Genomic DNA, 13,804 nt, shown 5'->3' with positions numbered 1-13,804 from the left:
AACAAACGAAGTTTTTAATAATAATAGAAGGTGCTGATAGTCTTTTCGTTTTTCATTTTATCATTTCCCGCCAGAAGACTCCCTCTTCAAGCGTGTGAAGGGCGAGAGCCCAACGATAAGGGGGAGATGAATGGCGGTTTGGCATAAGCCGATAAGCCAAAGTAATCTTTTGGCAAACATACGTTCGGTGGTTAATAATAACTATAAGGGGGTGAAACCAATGGTCGTAAACAAAGCTTATAAATTTCGAATCTATCCAACTAAAGAACAACTAGTTCTAATCAATAAAACGATCGGCTGTTCCCGTTTTGTCTATAACTTCTTCTTAGGCAAACAAAAGGAGAAAGATGCCTACTGGTATATCTGTGAAGAAATGAAGCAGAACGGCCAATTACCCTCTAATGAATGGAAAGGTTCTTTTCTGAATAAATACGCAACAATCAAAGAACTTCCAGCTTTAAAGAAAGAGTATTCTTTCCTGAAAGAAGTAGACAGTATTGCCTTACAGAAATCGGTGGAAAATTTAGCAGATTCCTATAGTCGATATTATAAAAAGCAAAACAAGTCATCACGCTTCAAATCGAAAAAAAATCCTATCCAGTCCTACACGACTAAACATACGAATGGAAATATCGGAATAATTGGAAACAAAATCAAATTGCCAAAACTCGGTCTAGTTCGTTTTGCTAAAAGCCGCGAAGTCGAAGGGCGAATCATCAATGCCACAATCAGGCGGAACCCTTCGGGTAAATATTTCATTTCCGTTTTAGCGGAGACCAATGTACAAGTACTTCCTAAAACGAATCGTTCGTGCGGTGTAGATGTTGGTTTGAAGAATTTTGCTATTCTTTCAGATGGTACGGTCTATCAAAACCCAAAATTCTTCCGGACGGTCGAAAAGAAATTGGCCAAAGCACAACAGATTCTTTCAAGGCGACAAGAAATAGCCTTGAATCAAAATAAACCATTGGCTGAAGCCAAAAACTATCAAAAACAAAAACGAAAAGTGGCTATCCTACACGAAAAAATTTCAAACGCCCGAATGGATTACTTACATAAAGTTTCTACCGAAATCATCAAAAACCACGATGTTATTGGAATGGAAGACTTGCAAGTGTCGAATATGATGAAAAATCACAAACTAGCTAAAGCTATTAGTGAAGTATCTTGGTACCAATTCAAAAAAATGTTGGAATACAAAGCAAAATGGTATGGTAAACAAATCGTGACCGTATCTAAAACGTTTGCTTCTAGCCAATTGTGTTCTAGCTGCGGTTACCAAAATAAAGACGTTAAACATCTGAATCTTCGTGAATGGGATTGTCCTTTTTGTTCTACTCACCACGATCGAGATATTAACGCAGGACTCAATCTAATGAATGAAGCCATAAGGCTTCTAACCGTAGGAACTACGGGAGTAGCCTAATTAAAAATTGGCCGATAGGCTAATGTTCTTAGGAATCCCCCACTTCAATCGGACCGTAAGGTCGATAAGTGGTGGGTAGTTCAACATAGCGGGGGTAATTTGCTATGGTGCGGTTTTGATATTGTGGAATAAAATTGCCACAGTTTTTTGTTTATTATGGGTAATAAATCCATTAGAGTCGAAAACCTTTGTATCCTTGGAATGGATATACATTTTAAGCAGGAGCTTTATTTTTTTCGTTTCTTCTATACGGTCAGGCATTCCATATGCTTTTGTAATTCGTGAAACCATGGAATAGCTTCTTGTTTCTTGAGTATCTTCATTATTTTCCTTTTTTTATGAAAGTAGAAATCATAAACTTTACTTTGAAAAGATGATCTTCTTTATGGGGAAAAGGGGGTCCTACATTCATCCCCTTAATCATAACCATTCTTAGTTCCTTTGTTAGTAAAGTGATTTAGACCCTTTCTTTAGACCCTTTAATAACTTTTTTGCCGAAAGCCTTGGTATGACTGATTCGAATAGAATCTATCAGGGGAAAGAAGAGCATCATTTAGTTATCCACAGCATGTAAGGCACTATTCACAGTATAAAGAGTTCAATGCACACCTGGATGAAGGGTGTCTACAGTCAGGGAAAAGCTAATTCACAGAACAACTTCAAAATTATCAGTCCTCAAAATCAGAAAAAGGGAGGGAGGCAGCTACATAAGGGAATAGGTATTGGAGTGGAATGGAGAAAGGAATTTTTATGCATGACAAAAAACACTCGCCCAAAAGCCAGTGTTTCTGTTAGCCATATTTTATCCTAATTTTTCATATGATCTTTTTGGATAGCAAAATAGGATCGTATAGCTTCTTTTTTCTGTTTCAATACATCTAGGACGGATTCGTTATTATTTACATTTTGGTACATCGTAATATGTTTCTCAAGTTGTTCGTATGTATGCTTTTTAAGTGTGTTGAGGTAATCGGAAATAGACTGATCCTTTTTTAGAATTCGCTGTTTTCCGCGTATAGACTTTTGATCAGTATCTTCTGTACCTACTATGACAGAATTCACGCGTGAGATCACCCAATCTTCACACCATATGCTTAGTGTTCTATGAATCTTAAACGCCTTGTCATGCTTCACACGGATCATTTCAATATGCTCATTCACTTCTATATAATCCACATTTCTCGCTAAAGATCCCTCCGAAATTCCGCGGTGCAAGTGTTCGCGCTCCATTAAGTTTTTAATGCAGGCAGCCTGGTGTGCATACGTGGCCAATTGTTCCAGTACTTCATTATAAACGATTGTACTAAAATAAGCGGAAGCCTGTTTTGGATCGGCTAATAGATGCTTTTTGTTTGACAGGACTTTACCTAACTTTTTAAGTGAAGTGCTATACACAAATCGAGCCAGTTTTAACAAATCATCTTTTATAGGTCCATGTGCAGCTTTAAGAAACGAACGGTAGATATATTTTCCGACCCGTTCTAGCTCCATACAGACTTTATCTTCTATATATTCAAGGAATCCTGCTTCATAAATTGTTTTCCGTACCAACATCCTCTCCGTACGATTTTCAAGATAATCCTTCAACATTCCTTCTTTGAAAGAAGCTAAAATGATTTCTTTCCGTGTGAAAACGGAGCTGGCAATAGTGAAGGTTACCATGTCGCCTAATGTTTGGTTAACTGTTTCCATGGCATCAAGTACATCCTGTCTTTTGAAAAGGGAACATTCTGAATGGACAATTTCATCGTAGTGCAGCGAGACTTCTTCAGATTTATTGACAGACATATTGAATGCTGCCATGAGCATGAGTCTCTTGGAGGGCAGGGATAGGCTTCGGAAGGCATTACTATAGAAGAAACGGTATTTTTTACAGTATCGGTCCTTTTTACTGTTGAAGCTGAGACTGCCTGTCGGCCCGAGATTGAATTTATATTTTGTTATCTCCTGTTGAATGGGAAGGAAGATTTTTCGGCCGCAGCCAACTTGTGGGGATGAAAATTTCTTGATGATCTTTTTCAGATATTTTTCAGTCGTTCCAATCCCTTTAGCCATTTTGTGGAGGGGACTCTGAATCACACCATCCCAATCCATATGAAGGAGGGAATATAAACATGTGTCGAACTCCTTGGAGGATACATGGCGTATTAAATATCGGTAGGTTTCTTCATAAATCATTGTTTTCGGCTCCTTTTTTTCACAAGTCAAAGGCTATTTTTCTTTCACAGTCTATATAAACTTTTAAAAGGAAAAAGTAGCATGTCTTTTAAAAAAAAATAGAGACAAAGAAAACGATGCCTAAAATGAATTTAGTGAATGCAGATATTATGGGAACCTTAACAATTGGAAAGGCAGGTGCAGCCAGTAAAGAAATAGTAAGTGCGCATACAGATGGGTAACATACCATATGCTTCTTAGGGGATAGAATAAACGCTAATGTAAAAACATACATTACTCCTAAATCATGAGATTTTTGTGTATGTACATATCATTCTTTTATGTTCATGAAGATTAGAAAACTTGGTCCAGTTTCAAGCTGGGCTTATCATTTTGAATTTTATTTAGGAACACGAAATAAATCATTCGCTTATTGTATCTATTTTTAGTAAACTGGCAATAACTATTTGGATTAGAAGGTGAAGGAAAATGAGGGAAACCTTAGTGGGTGAGAGGGTAAGAGGTTCTGATAAAATATGGACACGTGACTTTATCATGATTTGTTTGGCAAATCTGTGTATTTTCATGGGTTTCCAAATGACGATGCCAACCATCCCGCTGTTTGTTGAGCAGCTTGGAGGGGACGATCGCCTAGTAGGGGCTGTCCTAGGGATTTTTACATTTTCCGCTCTGCTTGTTCGGCCAATTGCCGGAAAATTATTGGAAACGAAAGGAAGACGTATTGTTTTTCTTATCGGGTTAGCCATTTTCGCTATATCCGTGGGTTCCTTCGGTTTTATGGGGAGCATCGGATTGTTATTTTTAATGCGCATTGTACAGGGAGTCGGCTGGGGTTTTTCTTCAACAGCTTCAGGCACCATCGCCTCTGATATAATTCCGGCCAAACGCCGTGGCGAAGGGATGGGGTATTACGGATTATCGGGCAATCTAGCACTCGCATTCGGTCCATCACTGGGGCTTTTTCTAGTTACAGTCCTTCCATTTCAAGAGCTGTTTCTGATTTGTTCTTTGTTAGGATTGTTTGCTGTAATAATGGGATCGATGATTCGATATCAAAAAGTGGAAATAAATCCGTTAACTGCTGTGGCTGCAAAGAGGTTTGATATTTATGAGAAAAGTGCCCTGCAGCCATCTCTACTTATTTTCTTTATTTCAGTTACATTTGGCGGAATCGCAACTTTCCTGCCACTTTATACAGCAGAAAAAGGTGTGAGTGGAATTCAGTGGTACTTCTTGCTTTATGCAATGGCTCTCATGGTCACGAGATTATTCTCTGGCCGATTATATGACAGAAGAGGCCACCGGGCAATCTTTGTGCCATCAACAGTGCTCATCATGACAGGTATGCTCCTGTTAGCTTGGATGCCAAGTGAAGCGGTACTATATATAGCTGCGGTGCTTTATGGATTTGGATTCGGTTCAGTTCAGCCGGCCTTGCAGGCATGGTCGATTGAAAAAACAGCACCCAATCGTAAAGCGATGGCAAATGCCACTTATTTCTCATTTTTCGACCTTGGAGTTGGTATAGGAGCTATTGTTTTCGGACAGATTGGCTACCTTTTCGGCTATCGGAGTATCTATGTCACAGCAGCTGTCTCGATTTTCATTTCGATTATAGTTTATTTTTGGATTGTTAGAAGTGAGGGTAAGTTAAAAATAGTATAGAAATTTTGGATGACTCCATTGAGGGGTTATCTTTTTTTTGTAGCAAAATTTGTCCGATTGAATGGAAATGGTTTTTGGTAGATTTAAGGGGTTATCCGACTTGGATACTAAATATATAAAAAATGGAAAAACTTTGTTATTATCTAAAAGAGATTATACATACGATAATATAAGGTCTAAGTGAAGGAAGGGGAATCTTTGGATGGATGATTCTTCAAATGAAGAAATGACATTAGAAAGAAGGAAGCAGATTTTCCAAGAAGAGCTTGAAGTTTTATGGGAAAGGCGGCTCATCCCAAAAACAGAATATATACGGATTAGCAGGGCGTATGATCGGCATTTTCAAAGAGCCCTTTATAAACAAAAACGATTAGATAATGAAAAAAAGCAAGCTAGTCTCAAAGCAGAGACAATATTGAAAAGTGAGGCAGCTGAGAAGAAGGTTCAGGATAACCTCGTTATAGATGAAGAATCACATCAAGAAGGAGTACAAGGGATACCTATATTTGACGAATCAATAATGAATGATAAGAAGGTTTCGGATGTCCTTAACGAACCAGTTATAGTAGAAAGACCTGAACTGGTCATCGCGAGCATCCCTGAAAGGAAACCTGTTAATCAACAGCGGGTAATCAAGCAAGAGAAGCCTGTTCAACCAATAAAGCCAAAGAGAACACCCGAGCAAATCCGGGAACGGAATATCTCTGTCGTCCTGCTCACGGGGGTAATTTTACTTCTATTTGGAGGTTTAATTTTGGCAACCTCATCATGGGGGAATTTGAATGCGGTTCTGAAGGTGTTTTTCATAGGAATGGTATCCGTCGTTTTCGCGGGAATGGCCTTTATCGCCTGGAAGCTGAAAATTAAGCAGACGGCTTTTGCTTTCCTGACGCTTGCAGGATTATTTATTCCAATTACGATTTTATCAGCTTCATATTATCAGATATTTGGAGAGTACTTATCGCTTAATGGTGAAGGGCGGGCTCTACTCGGTTTTCTTGGAGGATTACTTTGCTTTGGCATATATTTCAAGATTGCTGATTACTTTAAGTCAAAAATATTCATTATCATATCCATATTAACGTTTGCTGTTACCTGTTACTTCGGTTTTGCTTTTGCGACTCCAACGATTGAGTGGATGTTTTTGACGGTTAGTGTCCTTAATCTATTGCTTTTATGGAATGTTGAACAGTTGAAAAATAGGAATGAATTAGTGTTATTCAAACCGTTCATTTTTCAATTCATCCTGTTTAAAATCATTGTGGAAACCTTTGTTATTTTGACATTATTTTCAAGTAACCTGGTTTATTCGATAACATTGATTGTCATTTCTGTTTTGTTTTTAATTTTTGCAGTCAAATTTCAAAAGAAATATTATGAAATTGCTTTTAGTGCTATCTTCACTTACGGATATATCCATTTTGTTTATAATTCATTTTTCAATGAATTCATGGTCATTGCTTTTGCACTTGTGCCAATCATTTTTATGGCGCTTTCGACTTATATGGCTAAAGCAAAGGAGCCTAAGTTATCTAAGAACTTTATGTTTACCAGTTTGATTGAGAGTGGAATCGTTTTTTTATATATAAACGCGATGGTTTATCAGGAAAACTATGCGCAAATTTTTGTTGCGCTTATGATACTATCTGCTCAGTTTGTCTATGTTTCACTTCAATCGAAAAATATGAGCTTCACGTATCCAGCTGTTGTTGTTTTTAATTTAGCATTTGTATATCTTTGCTTTGCTTTTCAATTCTCGTTTACTACTGTTTTAAATCTAATATTCGTGCTTCAGGTTTTCAAGTATATTGGGCTGTATTTATATAATCGCCACCCAAGCTACAGTCTATTTAAGCAAAGTGTCTTATTTATCTCTCCAATGATAATGGTGGGGGTATTAACTAGTAAATTGATTGAAATGGATTGGCTTGCTGTTAGTGCAGCTCTCGTCCTGATTTCTGGACTTTTCTTTATTACCTATGTAAAAGATGATACAAAATCTATGATGGAAACAGCCGTATATGGATTTCCGATTTCTTTCGTATTAGCGTTGGTTGCCTTCTATCCATATTTGTTGGAAGGTAGCGTTTGGGTCAGTTCAAATATCACTGTCAGCCTTTATTTAATGGGGACAGCACTGATTTCAATCGGAGCGGCCTACGCTTTAAAGAGTAGATTTCCAATATTCTTTCCTGTCTTTACCTATAGTGGACAGATTCTTTCCTTCCTTGCTTTTATACTGATTCCATACAGTGAGTTGAATCCAATGGGTGTAACGGGTTTAATTACTATGGCGACTGCAATAAACGTATGGTCTGTTCATGTACATCGGAAACATATATTCTGGCTGCCCGTTATTATTACAAGTGCCAGCCTATATGGTTCGCTTTACGATGTTTTTGATTTTAACCAGGTGATATTTAAGATTGGTTTCGCGTTGTTTGGTCCTTTTATCTTTTTCATTGTAGGAGAATGGCTTGGGAAATATTCAAAAAATGGGAGACTATACTTTCTTTACTCCAGCCATCTTGCAAATTTAGTGGCGATACCTGTTGGATGTTTACTCATTGTCCATACGAATAGCTCGCCGTTTCTATATGTTACGCAGCTATTGATATATATCTTAAGTGCCTTGCGTACGAAAGTGAAATGGGAAAAATACGTCTTTACGTACCTTGGGTTTTCAGTGCTTTTCTTACAGGTGCTTCTGTTTTTAGCCAACGTGGAACAAATAAAATTTGTTACTTCGATTTGCTTGATGATTACAGCAGGAATCATTACCATTCTATGGGCAGTATCTAATAAGAACTGGAAAGATATCATGGAATATTACCTCATTCCATTCATTCATTTGGCGGTCAGTGTTTCGATATTTGAAACGGCAATCCGTGATGTCCCACTAAATCGGGAGATCATTTGGGTGGGGTTTGTGACTGTACAGATTGTGTTTTCCTGGTATCTGCTCATAAGAAGGAATTGGCAGAACTTTGTTGTGGTTCCTCTTAGCCTCGCTTTCATTTTCTATGCGATGTTTGTAAATAGTTTACCTCTGGTTATGGGGATAGTTGTACTGTTTGCATGTGCAGCTGTGATGGTATTTGCTAGCCGTCGCTATTTTAAAGGGCTAATTAAACAAGAAGGTAAAACGAGGTTCATTGATTATTATAGGGTATACGGCTTGTTATTTTTGATTTATATGAATGTGAAATTTTTAATGACCGAAACAGGTTATGAAATCCTAGGAATTTTCGTTTCACTATTGTTGCCGAGCTACTTTATCCTGATGAGAAGCTTTTCAATTCAAGCGAAGGAAAGAAACATCTATTCAGGTATAGCGACTGTCGTCTCCCTATATCCGTTTATGAACATCCAAGATTACGCGCACAGACTCCCGCTTATTACGAGTATGGCTGTTCTTTTCGTCTGTATGATTGGGATGTTGTTGCTAAGCAGACGCTATTCCAAAGGACTAATCAAGAAGAACGGATCAGGCACCACAATTGATCCTTTTAGGATTTACGGTTTGTTATTTTTGATTGATATGAATGTGGAAGTGTTTACGAATGAAACCAAATATCAGGTGCTTCAAGTCTTAGTATCGCTCTTGATAACGGGCTACTTCATATTACTGAGAAGCTTTACAGGCGAACTAAATGAACGGAAAATCTACTCCAATATTGCAGCAATCGTCAGTCTGTATCCTTTCTTAAGCATTATGAACTATGTTCACACCCTTTCGATTGTATTAGGATTGATTGTTCTTTTCATCTGTATGTTAGGAATGGTAATACTAAGCCGTCGCTATTTTAAAGTATTGATTAAGAAAGAAGAAACAGGCGCAACGATTGATGCTTTCCGGATTTATGGTCTTTTATTTTTGCTGGCCATGAATAGAGAAGTACTAGTGAATGAAACGACATATCAGTTACTGCAAGTCTTTGTATCACTCTTGATAACGGGCTACTTCATCCTGATGAAAAGCTTTACAAGTAATGTGAAGGAAAGAGATATCTATGTATGGCTTGCTGGAATTCTAAGTTTGTATCCGTATTGGATCATCATTAAGTATGCAGACACGTTAGCTCTTCCGATTGGCATCACGGTCCTTTTCGGATGTACGACCATAATGGTGATACTAAGCAAGAGATATTTTAAAGGGATACTAACGAAAAGCGAAATTGGCCTTAGTATGGATTTTTACCGGGTATATGGGTTGCTGTTTCTTTTTGCAATGAATATAGAGGTTCTGATGAGTGGATCAGTACATTTCATTCTAGAAGTTTTCGTAGCACTTCTGATTCCGGCCTATTTCATCTTGATAAGAAGCACGACGACTGATCGAATGGAAAGAAAAATCTATTTGGCTGCCGCCATATTGCTTAGTTTGTATCCGTATTGGGTCATCATCAATCAATTTTCGATTCCTGCTGTCCTCGAGGTAGAGACCGAGATTCTGCCACTGTTTATTGTCAGTACTATATTATTGAGGAAAATCTTTGTTAAAGGCAAAACTACGCAATATATCGAGATTGGAATTGTCTTTCTCTTGTTTTTAGTCTTGATAGGCGATGCAATGGCGAGCAATACCTTAAATGATGCGCTTATTATCGGAACGATTTCATTATCAGCATTGCTCTTCGGATTCATGATGAAATACAAATCGTATTTCATAGTAGGGACCGGGACAATTTTATTCAATATTTATATGAATACGAATTCGATGTGGAGTGAGATGCCATGGTGGCTGTATTTAATCATCGGCGGAGGGGTGCTTATCGGAATTGCTTCCTTTTTTGAATGGAAAAAACAAAAAGATAATAGGACATCGAAGGAAGTTCTTGAGAAAAATAAACAAAGAATTAAAAATTGGTTCAATCGATGGAATTAATAGAGCTTAACTAAACTAAGGCAGTAGCCAAAGGCTTTTACTTGAAGGAGTAAGAAATGAAATTTTCAGTATGATTCAGTTAAAGTGCCTCCTTTAGTAAAGGGGGCACTTTAACATTGGTGCATCTATTATTGATGAAATTCATATTTCGGGTGACTAGAAAATAATAGACCCAAGCGCTTAATTTTTCTCTGCATATCGGAACTATATAACAAAAATTTCATGACGAGCACGAGCTGCACGAAGAACAGCTAGAAGAAGAATCAGAACCAGAACTAGAACTCGAACCACTGTCATAGGTGCTGCTATGATCTCCACCATGATTAACATTGATTGAGTCAGAGGAGGTAGTGGCTGCTTTCACCCCGAAAATATCATTAAAGTCTGTATCATGATTATCGGAACTGGCATAGATGAAGTAGGCAGGAGCAGCATAGTCTGTTTGATCGTATCTTTCCCGCCAATCTAATACTATTTTCGGACGATTTTCTTTAAAAAGGGAGGTGAAACATTCAAAGGTCTGTTCCGCTTCTATACTTGTAGGAGTACGCATATATTTCTCCTTTAACTGTTCCAACTCCAGCGTTTCGAATTCATGGAGCAATCCTTTTCCTTTATCATGCTTGAAAAATTTCCCCCATTTTTGAATCGAACTTGAATCAACCGTAAACAGTTGTACATAGTAAAAATCAAACAGCGTGCGTTCTTCAGGTTTAAAAACAGGCTGTGAGTGGGGATTATGCTGAATGGGTTGGCCAATGAATGTCTGGCAAAAATCATCATATTCCTGTTTGTAATTCAGCATGATATGCCATAGCTCATCGATGACCTCATTAAACATTTCAACTTTGCCAAACACAGCAGCCATAATCAAGTAGCGTTTAAATTCGCGCCACAGCTCATTAACCCTTTCCTGTGAGTTTCGGGGATACTTCAGCCGGAATTCTGTATTGACCTTTTCCATATAATCGTAATCCAGTGCTTTGTTAAGCTGTACGATTAATGCTTCTGGTACAATTTCGGTTATTTCCACGTCAAAAGTGTCCGTATATAATTTACCAAATTCATTTTGATACCGCTCTATTCTAGCTGGCTCACTTCGCCGTTTCACAACAATGACTAGAAGGACAGCGAAAATTGCCGCAAGTATTACATAAAATAAGGTCATTTGGTCAACTCCTCTTAATCTATAGATCTATCACTTAGTATTATCTTACATGTTATTGGAAGGGTTTGTAAGTTATTACTGTGATTTGTTTTTGAGATAGCCATTTATTCATAGGTTGAATTTTTCTGAGACTGAGGTTTAGACATCGTCCTTTCACCCCTTTACATACTTGCGTGAAGCAGGGAAACTGACCCAAATTCAAGTAAAGGTTAATAAATCGATAAACAAAAGACTGGAACAAAAGTTTGGACCACATGGTTGGATGGGATAAAAAATATCAAATTACTCCAATAATAGCAACCGTAAAAGATCTAACCGCCATAGAAACCCCAACCTTCGTAAAAACTAGTTCTTGCCAATTCGTTTTAGGTAAAATCGAGGCAAAGGTAAAAATGAGGGTTAAAGCAGGGTACAAAGTACTTTAAAAAGCGACTGAAGATAAAAAAGAAACGGATAAAGTGGCGTTAAAAACAAAAGAAAACTCTAAGCTATCTGTCGGTGCATTCGATAAAACTGGAAATGCAAAAACGGTAAAAGTCACTTTGTAATAAGTTAATGGCCTCTCAAATTGAGAAGGCCCATGTATTTGTATGGATTAGGCACTTCAAATGAAGACTCTTATCTAGTATAGTTAAGAGGAAAAGGGGTGAAGGCATGTACTTGACAGTAAAAGAGACTGCGGAATATTTATCAATGCCGGAATCTTATATAGAAAGCATGATTGTTCAAAATAAAATTCGCACCGTCTATGATGGTGAGCAGTATTTAATTTTTAAAGAGCAGTTTAATACGCATCTGGAACAGATGGAAAAATATAAGAAGCAATTAGCGGACTATTATAGTGAACCCATCCCAGAAGATATCGATGTGAAAGATGAAGATTAGCATCTGCCTTATTGGCAGATGTTTTTTAAAAATATAGACCTAAATCGTCGTTGAAGTCAGTGGATGTTCTAAAAAAGTGAGTCTGGAATAATAATCTAACCTCCTCTCAATAAGACTTACTGATCATTCAAATAATTTTGTCTTCAATGGAAGGTAATTGTAGTAGAATCCCTCAATTCCGTGTAAAATACATGTAGAAGGAATTATCACGGCAGAATGGTAGTTAGGAGATAGGTAAGTGGTAAAAGAGTATTTACAAAGTGAAGGTTTTTCAAGGTTAATTACATTAATAGTGTTAGTCCTGTTTCTAATAAGTATTGGAAGTATGGTTAATATTGTATTATTCACATTTGTTTTCACTTTCCTAATGGGAAGGCTGGAACAATTTATCATGATTCGACTAAATAAAGTGATGCGTATTAACTCTAAAGTTGTCATAAGCTTTTTATATATAGTCGTCATTTCTTGTTTAGCCATCGTTCTTTATAAATATTTGCCGGTCATTACGTTGCAATTTACAGAATTAGTAACACAGATTGTTTTTTTCTTTCAACATCCACCCGATAGTCGGGTCATTCAATACGCCATTAGTTTAATGAACGAGACTGAATCGCCGCTCGATCTTCAAAAACAGATGAATACGCTCTATCTTTATGTATCTGATTTCGGTAAACTGGCATTACAGATTTTCCTTTCCATACTGCTTAGTCTGTTTTTCTTATTGGAAAGAGATAAAATTATTCGCTTTACTTCTAAATTTAAGCGAGGTAAATTCAAATCCTTCTTTATAAACCTTGGTCACTTTGGAGTAAAATTTATCAATTCATTTGGAAAGGTAATTGAGGTCCAGTTCTTAATTGCCATTACGAATGCAGTCCTTTCAGTAACTTTCTTATGGATTCTTGGGTTTCCACAGTTGATCGGTCTTGGAATTATGATTTTCTTCCTAGGGTTGATTCCAGTTGCAGGAGTTATTATCTCCCTAATTCCACTTAGCATGATTGCCTACAGTATCGGCGGTATGCCAAAGGTTATTGCTGTGTTTGTTATGATTGGGATTATACATGCACTTGAAAGCTATATTTTAAATCCAAAATTCATGTCGGCAAAAACAAATCTGCCAACGTTCTTCACCTTCATCATTCTTCTGTTTTCCGAGCATTTTCTTGGGATATGGGGTTTGATCATTGGGATTCCGATCTTTATCTTCCTATTAGATATGTTAGATATTGAAGAGGGGATTAAAGAAGTGCCCTAAATAAATTTAAGTAAGCAGCGACCAAGCTAATGAGGTTGCTTGCTTATTTTTGTTTCCTATTTAAAATCTGGCTAATAGTTCTAATATCTGTTTTCAATATAATTTCAATAATTACTTAATAAATGAGGAAATGTCTGCCGTTTTTATAATTAAAGCCTATTTAAATTCTTGGTTTTTTGAGTTAATTGGATAAAATTTTATTTTACTAAAGTTATTTACGGACTTTTTATTGCATAAAAAAACAAATAAACGTATAATATTTTTAAGTGAAAATACTGAATATTCTTTCTGATTTGATTTGTTTGCGTTCTTTAAAAGAGAGAAGAGGGGATTATT

7 protein-coding genes are annotated in these 13,804 nt (G+C 37.0%); 5 read left to right on the top strand and 2 right to left on the bottom strand.

What is annotated here, in order from left to right; genetic code table 11:
- Positions 1 to 220 precede the first annotated feature (220 nt).
- Positions 221 to 1,426 carry an IS200/IS605 family element RNA-guided endonuclease TnpB gene (gene tnpB / locus JFU24_RS12970; protein ID WP_201250034.1) on the top strand — a complete coding sequence of 402 codons (1,206 nt, stop codon included), beginning with the start codon at positions 221 to 223 and terminating at the stop codon, positions 1,424 to 1,426.
- An 807-nt stretch (positions 1,427 to 2,233) separates the two neighbouring features.
- Here the strand turns inward: tnpB and JFU24_RS12965 are convergent.
- Positions 2,234 to 3,604, bottom strand: coding sequence for a hypothetical protein (locus JFU24_RS12965; RefSeq protein ID WP_201250033.1), 1,371 nt, complete (start codon positions 3,602 to 3,604; stop codon positions 2,234 to 2,236).
- A 468-nt stretch (positions 3,605 to 4,072) separates the two neighbouring features.
- Here JFU24_RS12965 and JFU24_RS12960 point away from each other — a divergent pair, with 468 nt between their 5' ends.
- Entirely contained in the window at positions 4,073 to 5,269 is a 1,197-nt protein-coding gene (locus JFU24_RS12960; protein ID WP_201250032.1) for an MFS transporter, read from the top strand.
- Between the two features lie 202 nt (positions 5,270 to 5,471).
- Positions 5,472 to 10,157, top strand: a complete 4,686-nt coding sequence (locus tag JFU24_RS12955) for a hypothetical protein (RefSeq protein WP_201250031.1) — start codon at positions 5,472 to 5,474, stop codon at positions 10,155 to 10,157.
- Positions 10,158 to 10,377: 220 nt separating this feature from the next.
- Here JFU24_RS12955 and JFU24_RS12950 read toward each other — a convergent pair whose 3' ends face one another.
- Entirely contained in the window at positions 10,378 to 11,325 is a 948-nt protein-coding gene (locus JFU24_RS12950; protein ID WP_201222144.1) for a hypothetical protein, read from the bottom strand.
- 654 nt (positions 11,326 to 11,979) lie between these two features.
- Between JFU24_RS12950 and JFU24_RS12945 the strand changes: the two genes are divergently transcribed.
- Both JFU24_RS12945 and JFU24_RS12940 read left to right on the top strand, forming a co-directional pair.
- Positions 11,980 to 12,210, top strand: coding sequence for an excisionase family DNA-binding protein (locus JFU24_RS12945; protein WP_098174491.1), 231 nt, complete (start codon positions 11,980 to 11,982; stop codon positions 12,208 to 12,210).
- Positions 12,211 to 12,448: 238 nt separating this feature from the next.
- Positions 12,449 to 13,468 (top strand): AI-2E family transporter, encoded by a 1,020-nt coding sequence (locus JFU24_RS12940; protein ID WP_309558543.1) that lies wholly within the window; start codon positions 12,449 to 12,451, stop codon positions 13,466 to 13,468.
- Positions 13,469 to 13,804 lie beyond the last annotated feature (336 nt).

It is taken from the genome of Peribacillus sp. TH27 (assembly GCF_016650915.1).
GTDB classification, from domain to species: Bacteria; Bacillota; Bacilli; order Bacillales; family DSM-1321; genus Peribacillus; species Peribacillus butanolivorans.
The sequence above is the reverse complement of the archived record's forward strand: the minus strand, read 5'-3'. Positions and strand labels throughout refer to the sequence as shown.

Coding starts and splice junctions, on each gene's coding strand:
- tnpB (WP_201250034.1), top strand. CDS start 221: ATGGTCGTAAACAAAGCTTATAAATTTCGAATCTATCCAACTAAAGAA.
- JFU24_RS12965 (WP_201250033.1), bottom strand. CDS start 3,604: ATGATTTATGAAGAAACCTACCGATATTTAATACGCCATGTATCCTCC.
- JFU24_RS12960 (WP_201250032.1), top strand. CDS start 4,073: ATGAGGGAAACCTTAGTGGGTGAGAGGGTAAGAGGTTCTGATAAAATA.
- JFU24_RS12955 (WP_201250031.1), top strand. CDS start 5,472: ATGGATGATTCTTCAAATGAAGAAATGACATTAGAAAGAAGGAAGCAG.
- JFU24_RS12950 (WP_201222144.1), bottom strand. CDS start 11,325: ATGACCTTATTTTATGTAATACTTGCGGCAATTTTCGCTGTCCTTCTA.
- JFU24_RS12945 (WP_098174491.1), top strand. CDS start 11,980: ATGTACTTGACAGTAAAAGAGACTGCGGAATATTTATCAATGCCGGAA.